14 protein-coding genes are annotated in these 16,330 nt (G+C 44.7%); 3 read left to right on the forward strand and 11 right to left on the reverse strand.

What is annotated here, in order from left to right:
- Positions 1 to 68: 68 nt before the first annotated feature.
- The 11 genes from WC615_RS08710 to WC615_RS08760 all read right to left on the reverse strand — a co-directional run bounded on the left by WC615_RS08710 (position 69) and on the right by WC615_RS08760 (position 11,653).
- Entirely contained in the window at positions 69 to 773 is a 705-nt protein-coding gene (locus WC615_RS08710) for a DsbA family protein (protein ID WP_372977722.1), read from the reverse strand.
- A 197-nt stretch (positions 774 to 970) separates the two neighbouring features.
- Positions 971 to 1,174 carry a heavy metal-binding domain-containing protein gene (locus WC615_RS08715; protein WP_372977723.1) on the reverse strand — a complete coding sequence of 68 codons (204 nt, stop codon included), beginning with the start codon at positions 1,172 to 1,174 and terminating at the stop codon, positions 971 to 973.
- Between the two features lie 2 nt (positions 1,175 to 1,176).
- A complete protein-coding gene (locus tag WC615_RS08720) occupies positions 1,177 to 2,616 on the reverse strand; it encodes a PepSY domain-containing protein (protein ID WP_372977724.1) in 1,440 nt (479 codons plus the stop codon).
- Positions 2,617 to 2,618: 2 nt separating this feature from the next.
- The gene (locus WC615_RS08725; protein WP_372977725.1) at positions 2,619 to 4,967 is read right to left on the reverse strand and encodes a TonB-dependent receptor; all 2,349 of its coding nucleotides are present in this window, start codon (positions 4,965 to 4,967) and stop codon (positions 2,619 to 2,621) included.
- A 124-nt stretch (positions 4,968 to 5,091) separates the two neighbouring features.
- Positions 5,092 to 5,295: a hypothetical protein gene (locus WC615_RS08730; RefSeq protein WP_372977726.1), complete on the reverse strand. Its 204-nt coding sequence runs from the start codon at positions 5,293 to 5,295 to the stop codon at positions 5,092 to 5,094.
- Positions 5,296 to 5,912: 617 nt separating this feature from the next.
- Positions 5,913 to 6,164, reverse strand: a complete 252-nt coding sequence (locus tag WC615_RS08735; RefSeq protein ID WP_372977727.1) for a hypothetical protein — start codon at positions 6,162 to 6,164, stop codon at positions 5,913 to 5,915.
- A 183-nt stretch (positions 6,165 to 6,347) separates the two neighbouring features.
- Positions 6,348 to 7,937, reverse strand: coding sequence for a cysteine peptidase family C39 domain-containing protein (locus WC615_RS08740; protein WP_372977728.1), 1,590 nt, complete (start codon positions 7,935 to 7,937; stop codon positions 6,348 to 6,350).
- A gap of 330 nt (positions 7,938 to 8,267) precedes the next feature.
- Positions 8,268 to 9,413 (reverse strand): TlpA family protein disulfide reductase, encoded by a 1,146-nt coding sequence (locus WC615_RS08745; protein ID WP_372977729.1) that lies wholly within the window; start codon positions 9,411 to 9,413, stop codon positions 8,268 to 8,270.
- 816 nt (positions 9,414 to 10,229) lie between these two features.
- Complete coding sequence (locus WC615_RS08750; protein ID WP_191177032.1) at positions 10,230 to 10,589, reverse strand: glycoside hydrolase; 360 nt, start codon at positions 10,587 to 10,589, stop codon at positions 10,230 to 10,232.
- Positions 10,590 to 10,764: 175 nt separating this feature from the next.
- Positions 10,765 to 11,199, reverse strand: coding sequence for a hypothetical protein (locus WC615_RS08755; RefSeq protein WP_372977730.1), 435 nt, complete (start codon positions 11,197 to 11,199; stop codon positions 10,765 to 10,767).
- 25 nt (positions 11,200 to 11,224) lie between these two features.
- Complete coding sequence (locus tag WC615_RS08760) at positions 11,225 to 11,653, reverse strand: hypothetical protein (protein ID WP_372977731.1); 429 nt, start codon at positions 11,651 to 11,653, stop codon at positions 11,225 to 11,227.
- Between the two features lie 353 nt (positions 11,654 to 12,006).
- Here WC615_RS08760 and WC615_RS08765 point away from each other — a divergent pair, with 353 nt between their 5' ends.
- The 3 genes from WC615_RS08765 to WC615_RS08775 all read left to right on the forward strand — a co-directional run.
- Positions 12,007 to 14,013 (forward strand): glycoside hydrolase family 127 protein, encoded by a 2,007-nt coding sequence (locus tag WC615_RS08765; protein ID WP_372977732.1) that lies wholly within the window; start codon positions 12,007 to 12,009, stop codon positions 14,011 to 14,013.
- Between the two features lie 86 nt (positions 14,014 to 14,099).
- On the forward strand, positions 14,100 to 15,047 hold the full coding sequence (locus WC615_RS08770) for a dihydrodipicolinate synthase family protein (RefSeq protein ID WP_372977733.1): 948 nt from the start codon (positions 14,100 to 14,102) through the stop codon (positions 15,045 to 15,047).
- A 228-nt stretch (positions 15,048 to 15,275) separates the two neighbouring features.
- Positions 15,276 to 16,330: aldehyde dehydrogenase family protein (locus WC615_RS08775; protein WP_372977734.1), on the forward strand; the 1,055-nt coding region annotated here is incomplete at its 3' end.

Raw genomic sequence — 16,330 nt, forward strand, 5'->3', positions numbered from 1 at the left:
TCGGGCTACGGTTATTTTATCCCTTTATACGACTGAGAACCATATAAGTTAACCTCATCTGCACAAAATTAACAATCGCCATCCGGGCCGCAGGTTGGGCCTTCAACAACATCCAGTTTTGGCTTTGCCTGCTCATCATTCCACTCGCCAAAAGCTTTCTCAATAGTTTGCGAAAACACGGGCACCGCCTGCGCGCCCGATACGCCATATTTGCCGTTCATTACAAAAAACGGTACACCTTTTAGGCCCAGGTATTGCGCTTCTGCTACATCGTGCTTTACAGCATCGGCATAGGTGTTGGCAGCAAGTGTTTGTTTTATTTCATCTGCATCAAGGCCAATGGCTGTGCCTAATTCGGCAAGGGTTTCGGTATCGTCAACGTTTTTGCCATCAGTAAAATATGCTTTAAAAAGGGCTTCTTCAGCAGCATCGCCAAGGCCATGTTTTTTGGCCAGGTGGGTAAACTGGTGCGCGTTAAAGCTATTGGCCACAACGGCGGTCTCCATGTGGTAGGTAAGGCCAACTTCGGCAGCCATTTCGGTTACGTGGTTGTTCATTTGTTGGGCGTAATCAAGCGTCCAGCCTTTGGCATCGGCCAGGTACTGGTTAATATTGGTAGACGGGTCGGTCACCATATCGGGGTTAAGCTGGAAGCTTTTCCACTCTATTTCTACTTTGTCTTTATGCTCAAATTGCTGTAGGGCATCCTCAAACCTGCGTTTACCAATGTAGCAAAACGGGCACATCACATCGCTCCAGATCTCAACTTTCATATCCTGTTATTTTTTGAATAAAATTACGGCAAATGGTTCTGATAAGCGTAAGGCTAAAGTCAAAAAGATAAACGGATTACGAATACTTATACAACACCTCTATTGCGCGGAGCGATAGCGACAAAGCAATCTCTTTAAGCAAGGTATGTAATCGTCCTAAAGAGATTGCTTCGTGCCTCGCAGCAATGACATGTAGGTTACTTCGTATCCCTTTCAACCAAATCCATGCCGCATTTGCTGCAGGTGCCGGGTTTATCGGCGGTTACTTCGGGGTGCATGGTGCAATAGTATTTGCCTTTTGGTTTAGCGGTTTCTTTGGCATCTTTTTGTGCCGTGTTATTGCAGGCGCCCGCTCCGAAGAGCAGGCCTGCAAATGCTAATATGATGAATGTTTTTTTCATAACTATTTGTTTTTGATGAATGCGGCAAAGCCGAATAACGATACCATCAGCACACCCAATGCGGCCAGCATACTTACTATATCGCGCGCGTTTTTACCGGCCCAGCTCATGCCGAAGTATTTATGTAAAAATATAAAAGATAAGCCTTCGGCGCGGTCAATACCGGCAACTTTTGTAGCCAGTTCTGATGTGGTGGTTTCGATATACCAGTTTTCGCCATTGGGGTAGCTTACCTTTTGTACAGGCAGGCGCTTGTTGATAAACCCATATTCGTTATCAAACTGGCGGATCTGGCTGATGGTTACCCGACCGTATACTTTTTCTATGCCTAGATCAACACGGTAAAAGTTTGCCAGCCATCGTGCGTATTGCATATCGCCATCAGCTAATTCGGCGCCGGTTAGGGTATTAAAATAACTTATGTTCTTCCTGGTATCACTCACTTGGTAATAGGTGCTATAATTAAACTTAACCACGTTTATGTTTTTAACCAGGCTATCGGCAACAGGGAGGGCAAGGTTTGAAACAGCAAGGTCCTTACTGTTGATGTGTTGCGCGTAAGCTTTCTGCGCCGGGCCATCATTATGCAGTTTTACGATGAGGTGGAAAGCCCCGCTGATGACGAACGTAAGCATCATAAAAGATACGATGAGCCCTAACTGCCGGTGAAAGCGGTGTACAAAACGGGCGTCCTTGCGTTTATCAGCCCGGCGGTTTTGCGTAGCTGTTTTAAACTTTTTCCAGAACAGGCCGTAGATGGTTAATCCGCTTAACAACGAAAAAAGCATCGCCACCATAACAATCAGCATCACCACATTACGAAACTGATTACCGCCGATGGCTGCCAGAAAATCCCAGGTGTGCAGCTGCTCAAAAACGGTGAGCATGGCTTTACGGGTATTGTTATTGAATGTACCCATGCGGCTTTGCCCGGTTTCGATGTAAACATCCATCCCGTCGGGCCGGTCGAAAGCTACCTTCCAAACGGGCAACAGGTGGTTAATGGGCTGGTAATGCCCGTCGAAGGTTTTTTGCAGGCTGATGTTTTTTATTTTTGATGTACTATCCTGCGTAAAGTACCGGGCCAGGTAAGTGGCGTAAAGCTTATCGCCGTCAGGCAATATCGTCCCGGTATTGGCCGAGTAATAGTTGTACACGCTATCCGTACCTAAAACCTGGTAATAAGTATCCTTATTAAAACTTACCTGCCCAAAATTGGTAAAGCTGCCGATGTTGTTTTGAGCAAGTACCTGCTGAACAGATAACGCAGGCCTGGTTTTAGCGGGCACAGGTTTATATACCTCCAGGGCTATCACCGGCCTGAACCAGTTTGACATGAACGGATGCGACAGGCCGCTCAGCGTCCACATCATAACAGGGATAAGGGCTGTTAAGCCCAATATCCGATGCCATTTATAAAAATTCTGTTTTGCTGTTGCCATGGTTAGTGTTTTGCAAATGAATAACTGATGCCCAATGTGTACACCCTTGGTGGCGCCGCGTTGTAGGTATCGCCGTATTGGTTGCTGGTTACCGTGGTTGCGTAAAGTTTGTTGGTTAAGTTAAGCACATTAAACCAGATGCCCGCGCCTTGCAATGGCCCGCTTTTTACATCGAAGCCGGTGCGCAGGTTAAAAATATCATAGCCTGCATAGGTTTTGGTATTGGCCGGGTTTGTAAAATACGAGGCAATGTGCTGCCATTCGCCCGCTATCCGGAAACCGCTGATGTACGCAGGTTTGTAGGTGATCTCGGAGTTGGCTATCCAGCTTGGTGCATTGTTCATGCGGTTGCCGTTGTAAACTTTAACCGTGTTGGCGCCTGTGCTGTAGTTAGTTGTTACCTCGCTGTAATCAACATAAGTATGCCTGGCGTTGGTGCCGCTAAACCTAAAGCTAAGTTCGTTTACCGGCGCGTAAGCTACCGAATACTCTACACCGCGGTGGCGGGTTGCGCCTGCGTTTTGGTTTTGGGTGGTATTATCAGGCAGTAGCTGGTTAATGATCTCGTTACGGCCTTCCAAATCGTAAAAGGTAACCTCAACATACATCTTCTTATTTAAAGCAGTGAACCAGCCACCGGCTTCGTAGTTGTTAAACGTTGCCTGTTTTAGGGGGGTAAGCTGGCGGGCGCTGTACAGATCGCCGGTTTCTGGCGGCTGGAAACCTACGCTGTAGTTGGCATATAAACCTTTGTTGTTGCCAAAGTTGTAGGTAAGCCCAAGCTTTGGCGCTACGATGTTAAAATCGTTGGTTTCCTGCTGCTTGTACTTGGTGCTGCCTGGGGCAATACCGTTGGTGAAGTTGTAGTGGATACGATCGTACCGTAAACCCATTACAATGCGCAACGGCTCGGCAGGTTTGATCTCGTACTGCGCGTAAGCCGCGGTATTGAATAGCTTGATGCGGTAGTTATCGATGTAATTACCGGTAGCGGTGTAACCGGTGTAAAAGTTATTGACTACATCTTTTTGGATATTCAAAAACTTGGCGTAGTAGCTGCTGGGGCTGTTATCGGCATAAACACCAATAATTAACCTCGAGTGCAGGAAATCCAGATCCTGCCTGTGCTGTGCCAGCAAACCAAGGCTGTGAAAGCTCTGGTCGTTCTCCTGTCCATTAGAGCTAACATAGTTACCCGCGTTATCCCTTACATCTGATATAAAATAGCTTGGCAGCTGTGCGGTAGAGTTGTTGCGGTAAAATAAGGTAAGGAAGGTACTGCTTTGCGCGTTCCAGGTATGTTCGAGCTTGGTGTTGGCCCTAAACGCTTTTACCTTACGGTAGGTGAAGCGCTGGTTTGCGCCATAAGTGCGACTGTAAAACTTTGTGCTATCCAAACTCCCCGGTGTTTGCGTGTTCAGGTAATTATAAGCTACGGATGTGGTTAAACGGGTAGCTGCGTCAAAATCGTAAGTGGTTTTAAAATTGCCCGAGTATTTGTCAAAGTTGGTGTAATCCTGCCAGCCATCGCGTTGTTTGGCTACATAGCCGCCAACATACAAGCCAAATTTGCCTGTGCTGAAACCTCCATCAGCATCAACACGGCGATAGTGATAATTATCGCCCTGTACAGATACATTGCCCGCGTAACCCGCAGGTGGCCCCTGTGTAATAAAGTTGATGGCCCCGCCAATGGCATTACTGCCATATAATGATGAAGCCGGGCCTTTGATCACCTCGATATCGCGCACGCCGCTCATGTTGATCTCGTAAAGTGAGTTGTGATTAAAGATACCGGTAGGGCGAATGGGTAAGCCATCTTCCATATATAAATACAAAGCGTTGTAAGTAATAGGCTGGCGAATGGCCATGGTATGCTGCTCGTTCCCCAGATCCACCATGTAAACGCCGGTTACCTTGTTCAGCAACTGGTAAAGCGCGGTGGCTTTGGTATCATGAATTTGGGTGGCGTTTATTTTGCTGATAGCGATGGGGGCATCCTGCCTGGCCTGGCGCTCGCGGCTGGCCGATATCACCACCTGTTGCAGGTCGATGGTTGAGGGCTCCAGGGCTATCTCTACAGATTCGGTACCGCTAAGGGTGTAGATCTTATCGGCAAAACCTATCATGCTTAAACGGATTGTTTTAACATCGTTCGTTTGAATGGTGAACTTACCTTTGGCATTTGTGGTAGTCAGCAATTTGCCATCGGCAGTGTTGCTGATCATTACGCCGGCTATGGCTTCGTTTGTTCGGGCGTCGGTTACTGTGCCGCGGAGGCTGCTTTGGCCAAAGGCAATAGCAGGCGCAAAACACAGTATTATATATAATATTAGTGTAGGTGTTTTCATAAAAACGTATAAGCTTGCCCCTATGCTTGGGGGCATAAATAAATTACAGTTGTATGCAAAAGCATAGCAGATACAGGGCTTTAGGCCGGCATCGCAAACTGTATTAAAAAAAGAAAGGTGGTTTTTATGAGAGCCGTGGGGGCTGGAAGATATTGCGGGATAGCTCCGGCAGTTGGATACGATAGTTCGGCACTTTGGTTACCGATAATAAAACCTGGTAGAACTTAACCTTAGCCGGCTGATTGTAGTTGGCCTCCTGGAACAGGTTTTTTTGTGCCTGCCGATCTTCGGTGTTCTGCTTGTCTTCGGCTTGCTTTACTTTTTTCATAAAGTAGCATTTACCGTTGCAATGTAACTGGGGTTTATTACGGTTTTCGCAAAGTTTTGTGGCGATGTAGTTGCGATTCAGCTCGAACCCCGCGTAGATGAAAAAACGCGAAAAGTTAGCCGATACAAGCGACACAATTAATAAATATGCGGTTAAACGTTGTAACATGCGGCGCAAAGGTAAGCGTTGTTAATTATTATAACAACCGGTTATTTACAATACGTTTAAAAACCCCGCCGGGTTGGGCAGGGCTTTTATTATTTTACGCTTGTTTAATATACAGGTTAGTCAATTTCGTTTGATCTGCAACCATAAATGCCCGTATAGCCATGCGATCTGCAATAGGTTTCTGCATCAGAAAGGGTACTACAACAAACGCCATAAAATGCTATAGTATCACTTAATGGATCGGACGTTATGCCACACGCTACAAAACTTAAGCAGGGATGTGGCCCTGGTTGTGTTGGATCAGGCGGAAGACCACCACCTAAAACGTGTTTCATCTCAGCACGACTGAGTTTGTTAAACTTTTTCATAAATAAGAAATTAGTAATTAACTATTCTTGCCGTAACCACGCCCCGGCAATTCAGGCGGATTTATATGAATTGCATGCTGCTTATGCCGGAGGATTAGCATAAGGGTTTACGATGCATCCATAAATACCCTGGTACCCGTGCGCCCTGCAATATGTTTGGGCATCACCGGCAGTATTACAGCATATACCCCAAAAGGTATCATAATCCGGAGAAGAATGGCCGCAAACAACTATGAATTGGCACGAAGGATTCGGGTTGCCCGGGCCGCCGGGAAGACCGCCACCTAAAACGTGTTTCATTTCAGCACGGCTGAGTTTCATAAATTTCGACATGAAATAAAAATTTAATAATTAACTACCTTTGCCGTAACCACGCCCCGGCAATTTAGGCTGCATGTATGTTAAAGTGCATGCTCCTTTACTTTCGCGAGAAGTTTATTTTATTGCTATCCTTTTAGATATTCATAAATTTTAGAACAGGGCGTGGCTTTTTACACCCCGCCCTAAAAGTTTCTTTTATTGCTGTACCAGCAGGTATTTAATATCTTGTATGCGGTAAACATCCGGTAAACGATGCCCGTTAACCAGCAGGGTGGGTGTGGCCCTTACTTCGGCCAGGTTGCACCATTCCTGCTGCCTGTCAAGCTTGTAATATTTTGTTTCGTCGAGGGTTACCGGGTGTGCTTTGGCCCATGCATCGTAATCTTTGTGCTTTTGGTCGTACCAGTCGTTAAGGGCTTGTTTTACTTTGCTTTTATCGGTCAGTTCATTTAATGCCATCAGGTGCCTGGTTACAGGTGTTTTAAGATCGGCATCGGTGTTATTGGCCGTAAATACAAGCCGTACCTGTATATCGGGATTGCGGTTTAGCCATTCATCTAAAGCATGGTGGGTTTTGGCACATGGCGGGCAGTATGGGTTACTCACCATGGTGATGATATTACCGGCTTCAACGTTGCCTAAAACAATACTCCAGTCTTCGGCTGGTACAGCATATTTTGGCTGCTCTTTTAGGGCGGTGTTAAACAAGTCGGTGTTATATTTAAAATCGCGCAGCTGGCCTTTAAGCGTGTTTAACTGCTGCGATTTTAACAGCAATGGTTTTAACAACAGCCACAGGCCAACAGGCAGGGCAAGGCAAATAAGTAAGCCGGCAAGCTCCGTAAGGTTTAAAAGCTGGAACGGCGCGTTTAAAAAGCCCACCATAGGTATAAACTCCAGCCAAAGCAGGGCTTGCACCGTGCAGCATAAAACACACCATTGCTTGGCAACACGCGCCTGGTAATAAATAGAGTACACGGTATAAGGCAAACTAACAATATTGAGTATAGCCAAAGCCTGCAGCATGGCAGTGCTTGTACCTGCAAACAGCAGGGCCAGCCAGGTGCCTGTAAAATAAAAGAAGCCCACCTCGCTCCAGCTAAGCCCATCAAACACATTGGCGGCTTTGGATGCCAGGATGGCGTTACAATTGGTTTTGCCGCCGCCGCCGCAAAGCGTTTGCACCAGCGGGTTGTTACGATCTATACTTTGTATAAGCAATAACACCGAAACGGTAACCCCGCCGGTTTTAAATAAGGCCGCAAGTATAGTTTGCCAGCTGCTAAATATTGGGGCGAAGGTTATGATGGATGCTAAAAGCGAAAAGGCCAGCAAAACCAACGCCAGGGTATAACGCAGCCCGGTGGTATTAAAACCACTACTTTTTTTAACAGATGCGGTTTCCGGCATTTCTACAGCCAGTACCACGCCGGTAAACGAATTGGCAAAATCATCAAAACTTAAGGTGTAGTTTTTGCGGCTTTGGTCGGTAGCGGTAACCTGCTTTGCGGATATAGCGGTGATGAGCAAAAACTCCGAACCCGACTTATTGGTGTGGGCAATAAAGGGTACGGGTACTTCGGGCAGTTCGTCTTTGGTAATGCGGTACGCGCCCGATTCGATGCCGAAATTGGTAAGCACATCATTTAAGGCCAGTAGGTTTGGGTAATCGGGGTGGATGTTTAATTCGTCGGTTATTTGTTCGGCGGTAATTGATGGGTCGATAAGTTTGACTAATTCAATGAGTACCGCGTCGGCATTTGGGCGTTTGTAAAAGATAGACATAGGCTGTTTGCTTAGTTCAATAAACTTATTTATTTAAAAGCAACAAAGCAACAGGTATTTTAAAATCACGTAGTTATACGTGGTTTTTGAGAGGGTATGTAATGTGTTTTTGACTTTAGTGAAAGTGGAATATTTTTTTACGCATTAAATGGTATGTTTAAAGAAAATGTGCGAATTGCAGGCAACTTACTATAGGAAGAGCCCGGCTTGCCCGGCCCTTGCGAAAAAAGTTATTTTATATTTTTAAGCATGTTTTCCAGGTTGTCTAATTTAACGTTGCGGCCAATAAGTTGGCCCTTGTTATTTAGTAGATAACCTTTCTCTATCCAATTAATTGTTTGATTTTAAAAACTGCTCAAGTTGTTCGCCATAAATATTTCTTCCTACAATATTACCCTGTTGATCAACCAGTATGTTTGCCGGAATTTCTTTTAGATTGAGAAACTTCGCAAGCGGCGAATTAGTAGCTTTAAGATCAGAGTACTGTGGCCATCTTATTTTATCTTCCCTGATCGCTTTTTTCCATGATGAAACACCATTGTCTAAAGAGAACCCAATAATTTTCAACCCTTTTTTTGCATACTCATTCTCTTTACCGCGTAGTTCAATGTTTATCAACCTGCACGGGCCGCACCAGCTTGCCCAAAGTTCAATAAGTGTAAAACGCTGCCTGGTATAAAACTTTTTGTTAAGTTGTTCAACTTTCCCAAGGGTATCAACAACGTTTATTGAGGGGATAGTTTTCTGCTCATCGGCAGCCAACTTTAAATCGGTGGGGTTATCCAGATTTTTTAACAGTTTTAGTTTTTCAAAAAGTTCCTTACCATAGATACTGCTTTTTATTTTAAAAGAGAGCTCATTGTATGATGCTATATAGTTTTTATATGAAAAATCGGGCGCGGCTGGTAGTAAATAAGCTGTAGCCGGGTTATCGGGAGCATCTTTTGCGAGCTTTGTATAAGCGTTTCTGATCAGGGAATCTATACCCGCAGCCTTTTTTTTATACGCTAAAGCAGATGTTTCATTTATAGCCGAATCTGCTTTGTTCAGGTACTGCGCTTTCTCTTGATAAAGAGCTACCTGATTATTTACAAAATTGTGCCATGTGTTATGGATGCGGGAATTAGTTTGGATAGCTGTTTCATATACATACCGGCCCGGACTAATTTCTTTTAGAATAAGTTGCGCATTGTACACACTGCTATCCAAAAAAAACTTCAGTCCCGAGCCTTTAAATTCGAGCATACCGGCATCGGGCTCAATAATTTCACCTTTTATATAAAAGGTGTTGTTTTTAATTACCGAATGGAACGTTTTTTTTTGTTTGCTTACCGCCAAAAAAATGGTGTCCCCATTATTTAAAGCACTGGTAATACCCGACAGATTTTTTACCTCACCCCTTATTTCAAAAACAACCTGTGCCTGTATCGCTGATGAAAACAGAATAAATACTAAAATTAATTTAAGATACTTCATAGATTTAAATTGATAACTATTGCATGCTAACCAGCATACAATAGCTATTTAAAATTTATTGTGGGGTACTCGATGCGTAAGTAGATGAATAGGCAGAACATAATGGTGCTCCATCACAGGCTGCTTTACAAGACGATGAACAATCACCCTCACTAGCAGATGCGCTTGCCGGCAGGGGGTAATCCACTTTTACATTTTGTGCACCAGTTAATGTACACGAACATGATTTAGTGCCCGTCCCTCCTCCACAATTTGGATCGCCCGGCATACATTATCCACCTAATACATTTTTCATCTCAGCTCTGCTGAGTTTGTTAAATTTTGACATAAAAACAACTTTATAATTTAGTTTTTCTTTGCCGTAACCACGCCCCGGCAATTTTGGCTGCATGTATTTTTAAAGTGCATGCTTCTTTACTTTCGCGAGAAGTTTCTTTATTGCTGTACCCTCAGGTATTTAATATATCGTTACAGGATAGGGGCATGGCTTTTTACAAACCACATCGAATCCTTAAAAAATTCCATTAATGTATTGTTGAAGTGCATTTTCCGGTAGGTTTGGCCGGTGCTAAAGATGCCGAACGCGCATTATGGTATTTACAAAATGTTGACGTAGGTTTATTACTTATTGCAATAAACTTATTTATTTAAAAGCAACAAAACAACAGGTATTTTAAAATCACGTGTTTTTACGTGGTTTTTAAGGGGTAAATTACAGGGTTGTTAATTTGAAAGAAATGCGCATTTTACTTTTATTTTATAAATAAAAAGCCCCGCGAAATGCAGGGCTTTTTGCAAGTATTTGTTTGCGGGTAACTATTTATCGCGTTTAACAACAAAGTGCGAGCTGCTGCCGCCAAAGTCAATATCCATAGCGCACGAGTCGGCATAAGCTTTGCCCTTGTGCGGGTAATCGGTACCTGATACGTTTACGCTGAACGAAAACTCATCACCTTTAATTTTACCGTTGTCAATTGGTACCTCGCCCATTTGCGATACTGCTGTACCGGTAAGTTTTTCGCCATCAACTTTAAAGGTATAAGCTACATCAATGGCGTTGCCATCGGGCGTGGTGATAGCGCCTTTCCATTTACCGTTTAAATCGGCAAAAACAGCTGCCATACATATCATAAAGCAGCAGGATAACAGAGCTGTTGTAAAAATCTTTCTTTTCATATTGGGGTTTAATTTTGTAATTACTAAATGTAAATATTATTATTAAAAAAATGGTAACCAATATATTAAATTTAGCCGATCCGGCCTGCAAATAATCAACTGTTTATTGTATTAAACGAAAAAGGCGGAAGGCGCACCACGCCCTTCCGCCATCCAAAAAAGCAATACCGGTCAATTATTCAAACTTATCGGCCACTACTTGTATTTTCTTGTTCATGCCAACGGCCTCAAAGGTGAGGGTAACCTTGCCGGCTTTGCCTTCAATAGTTACGGTAATATCTTTATCGTCGCTACCATCGCCGCTTACAATGCTTTTTATAACTGTTTTACCTTCTTTAAAAGGCACTTTCCAGTCGCAGGTTTTTGAGGTGATCTTGCCGGTCATTTTATGTTCCTCATCGCCCGGTACAATAGTAATGTCGGTGGAGGTAATGGTTATCACTGCGTTTTCGTCTTTGGTACGTTCTACATTACCGTTCACATCCAGGTGATTGGTTTTTGATGAGGTAAGGGTTATCGTTTTATCGCATTGCGCAAAGCTTATTGTGCCGCCCGCTACCATCAGGAACAGGGCGGCTATAGTTGTTTTCAGGATGGATGTTGTTTTCATGGTTATATGAAGGGTTAAGGTTTAATTATTCAAACTTATCTGCCTGCAGTTGGATCTTTTTGCCGGGCATTTCTACAGCCTCAAAGGTGAGGGTAACCTTGCCGTCTTTACCTTCAACGGTAATGGTGGCATTCATGTCGCGGCCGCCATCGGTAATCAGCGTGGTGATAACCGTTTTGCCGGTTTTATAAGGCGTGGCCCAGTTGCAGGTATATGTTTTTACGGTGCCGGTTAATTCGTGGCTACCACCTGTTGTAATGTTTACCTCTTTTTTATTGAAGCTTACAACGCTCTCTTCGTCCTTGGTGCGTTCAACTGCACCTTTATCATTTAGGTAGTTTGTTGTAGAAGCGGTGAAGGTTGCAGTTTTGTCGCACTGCGCAAATGCGGCACTGCCGGCTACCATCAGGAGCGCAGAAAGTATGATGGTTTTCAGGTTGAATTTCGTTTTCATTTTTTTGATGTTTTAAATTTCTGTAAAGATATATGTTTTATATAGTATTATGCAATACAAAGTACTATATAAATTATCAATATTTGTATAAAATATTGATAATCAGAATTATAATTTTATATAAGGCCTTTTTACATTGAGGATAAGTAAGTAGAGGGTAGATACGGGATTCTCCTTAATTTTCCTGGGTTTTATGCCGCTTTAAAATCAAAATTCCAGTATTTTATCTTGTATGATGATTGATTTTATTTAATCAGGGTAATATCATGCTATAATGGGGTAATTATCAACCAACCCTGGCGTAATTATCTGCTACTTTTGGGTAGCTTTAATAAATCAAATATTTACCGCCCATGAAAAAGTTTTGTTTGATGATATTCTGTTGTTGCAGCCTTGCCGCCCTGGCACAAAAACAGGATTATCCCATCCAGCCGGTTGCCTTTACCCAGGTAAAACTAACCGACCATTTCTGGACCTCCCGCATCGAAACCAATCGTACGGTAACCATCCCGGCTTCTTTTGAGCGTTGCGAGAGTACGGGCAGGGTAAAAAACTTCCAGATGGCGGCAGAACATAAGGGCAAATTCTGCACCACCTACCCATTTGATGATACCGATATCTACAAAACAATAGAGGGCGCGTCCTATTCGCTGGCCCTGCACCCCGATAAAAAGCTTGACCATTATGTAGATTCGATGATTACCATCATTGGCCGCGCGCAGGAACCAGACGGCTACCTGTACACAGCCCGCACTATCGATCCACTGCATGTTGGCCCCTGGCTGGGCACCGAGCGCTGGGTAAAAGAACAGGAGAACAGCCACGAATTATACAATGCAGGCCATATGTATGAAGGCGCCGTCGCGCATTTCCTGGCTACAGGCAAGCGTAATTTCCTCAATATCGCCATAAAAAATGCCGACCTGCTGGTACGTACTTTCGGGCCGGGCAAAAGGCATGTGGCACCCGGCCACCAGGTGGTAGAAATGGGCCTGGTGAAGCTGTACCGCATCACCGGCAAAAAGGAATACCTCGATCTGGCCAAGTTTTTTATTGACGAACGCGGCCACAAAGAATATAACAAAAAGAGCAAAAACGTATATGAGAACGGCATATACTGGCAGGATGACAAGCCTGTTATCGATCAGGATGAAGCCGAAGGCCATGCTGTGCGTGCCATGTACCTGTACTCGGGCATGGCAGATGTGGCTGCCCTAACAGGTGATAAAGAATACCTAACCGCCATTGATAAGATATGGAACAACATGGTGGGTAAAAAAATGTACGTACAGGGTAGTATAGGTGCCGTTGGCGATGGCGAACGCTTTGGCGATAGCTACGAACTGCCTAACGCCACGGCCTATAACGAAACCTGCGCCGCCATTGGCAACGTATTCTGGAACGAGCGGATGTTCCTGCTGCATGGCGATGCCAAATACATTGATGTACTGGAGAAAACCCTGTATAATGGCTTGATATCAGGAGTGGGGCTTGACGGTAAATCCTTCTTTTATACCAATGCCATGCAGATCCGAGACGAGTTTAACCACCCCGATATTGAGCGCGAGCGTGCCGGCTGGTTCACCTGCTCATGCTGCCCTACTAACGTGGTGAGGCTGATGCCGTCTATCCCAGGGTACATCTATGCGCAAAATGGTAAGGATGTATACGTAAATCTGTTTATCAGCGGTACTGGTGATATGATGGTGAACAATAAAGACCTGAAGATCACCCAGCAAAATAATTACCCATGGGATGGCGCGCTGGCTTTTACCGTCGACCCGGCAAGCAGCATGGACCTGAACCTGAAGATCCGCATACCGGGCTGGGCGCAAAACCAGGCTGTACCGTCAGATCTGTACAGCTATCAAACACCATCAAACAAAAAAATAGAGATCAAACTGAATGGTAAACCTATCGATTACCAAATACAGAATGGCTATGCGGTTATCAGCAAAAAATGGAAAAAAGGCGATAAGGTAGAAATGAACCTGCCTATGGATGTACAGCGCGTTATTGCTACAGATAAGCTAACCGAAGATGCGGGCAAGATAGCCCTGCAGCGCGGCCCCATTATGTATTGCGCCGAATGGAAGGATAACGATGGCAAGGCAGCTAATATCATCATCCCGCAAAACACAACATTTAGCACTGCTTATGATGCCAACCTGCTAAACGGTATAACCATTTTAAAAGGCGATGTAAAAACTATACAGGTTGATGCCGATGGGCAAAACATCAGCACGGCAAATAAAACCATGACGGCCATTCCGTATTACAGCTGGGCTAACCGGGGCAAGGGCGAGATGACGGTATGGTTTCCGCAACAGGTAAAATATGTTGAATTGATAACGAAGTAATTTCCCCGCTCATCTTTAAAGGAGAGGGGCCAGGGGGGGAGATAACATGCTAAAAGAAAGATTTTAAGAATACAAAAAATAACAATATGAGTGTAATTTGGAAAGGGGTATTCCCGGCGGTAACAACAAAGTTTACCGAGAATGATGAATTTGATTTTGATGCTTTTGATAAAAATATCGAAGCACAGATAGAAGCAGGTGCAAGCGGTATCATCATCGGCGGCTCGCTGGGCGAAGCAAGCGTTTTAAACGACGAAGAAAAGATAGAACTGCTAAAGCATACTGTACAGGTAGTTGCAAAACGCGCTTACGTGGTGCTTAATATAGCTGAGCAAACTACCAAAACTGCCCTGCTTTGTGCCGAAAATGCTGCTAAATATGGTGCCGATGGATTAATGATGCTGCCGCCATTACGCTATTTGGCTGATGAGCAGGAAACATTAAACTATTTTGCGGCAGTGGCAAAAAGCACCACGTTGCCTATCATGATCTACAATAATCCGCACGATTATAAGATAGAGGTAACGCTGGATATGTTTGAGGAGCTATCTCAATACAAAAACATCCAGGCGGTGAAAGAATCAACCCGCGATGTAAGCAATGTTACCCGCATGATAAACCGCTTTGGCGACAGGTTTGCCATACTTTGCGGTGTGGATACCCTGGCTTTAGAAAGCCTATTTATGGGCGCCGATGGCTGGGTGGCCGGTTTGGTTGATGCCTTCCCGAAAGAAACGGTCGCTATTTTCAGGTTAGCTAAAGAAGGCCGTATGCAGGAAGCGTTAAAAATTTATCGCTGGTTTTTACCGGTATTGGAGCTGGATATCCACCCAAAACTGGTGCAGTACATTAAACTGGCCGAATCGGTAACCGGGCTGGGTACCGAAGCCGTTAGGTTACCAAGAGCCAAAATTACCGGCAAGGAACGCGACAGGGTTTTAGGTATCATTAACAACGCTGTAAAACACCGCCCCGAACTGCCCGCAGGTAGCTGGGGTGTTGAAGCCGAGGTTGATGTAACAGGGGTGAGTTAATATTTAATGTCAGCCTGCATTTTTAAAACAGAGGCGTATGATATTTTATTTAATTAATAGTGGCGATGTTTTGTCATTAGCTAAATTTAAAAATACTGATTATCAGCACCTTAATAAGTATTTACGGCGTTCACGGTAGTGAACGTGAACACTTATATCGCCATTAATTGACAAATTGTTATGGGAAGCCTGTTAAAGACTGAGCTTAATACCATAAAACACTACACTATGGAAACACGAAATTTAATCGGATACCAATACATAAAAGGGGATAAAGCTTTCAGAGGTATAAACCCTACGACAGGTAAAGAGCTTGACGCAGAGTTTAATGCGGCGAGCTTAGCAGATGCAGACACATCCATGCAACTGGCCGATAAAGCATTTGCTGTTTACAGTCTTGCAGACGGAAAAACGAAAGCTGCTTTTTTACGCAGCATAGCCGACGAGATAAACGCCCTTGGCGATACCCTGATAAACCAGGCCATGGCCGAAAGTGGCCTGCCCGAGGCAAGGCTGCAGGGCGAGCGCGGCCGTACAACCGGTCAGCTGAATATGTATGCCAATTTACTGGAAGAGGGTAGTTGGGTTGATGCGGTGATTGATACCGCCATACCCGATAGGAAACCCTTGCCGCGGGTAGATCTCCGCAGGATGGCGGTGCCCGTTGGCCCGGCTGTTGTGTTTGGTGCAAGTAATTTCCCGCTGGCTTTTTCTGTTGCCGGTGGCGATACCTGTTCGGCTTTGGCTGCGGGTTGCCCAGTGGTGGTAAAAGCACATCCGGCACACCCGGGTACCAGCGCGCTGGTTGGTGAGGCGATAAAAAAAGCTGCCGAAAAACATGGACTGCCTGAAGGTGTTTTCTCCTTGCTTTATGATGATGGCTATGCCGTTGGCGAGGCTTTGGTAAAGCATCCAAAAACAAAAATAGTAACCTTTACAGGCTCGCTTAAAGGCGGTATGGCATTGGTTAAAATGGCACAGGAGCGTGACGAACCTATCCCGGTATTTGCCGAAATGGGCAGCACCAACCCCATTATATTTTTACCAAAAGCACTTGAGAACCGTGCGGAAGAACTGGCGAATTTGGCGGTTGCCATCACCAATAACGCAGGCCAGTTCTGTACACAGCCGGGTTTGCTGCTTGCCATAAAATCTGATGCGTTAGGGCAATTTAAAAAAGCGTTAGGTATCGCGATAGCAGATGTTAATTCATCAACTATGCTTACGCCGGGTATTGCCGCGAGCTTTAACAAGCTATCCGGCGGCATGCTGGCTGATGATGC

Origin of the sequence: Mucilaginibacter sp., from assembly GCF_041663085.1 — a bacterium.
Taxonomy (GTDB): Bacteria; Bacteroidota; Bacteroidia; order Sphingobacteriales; family Sphingobacteriaceae; genus Mucilaginibacter.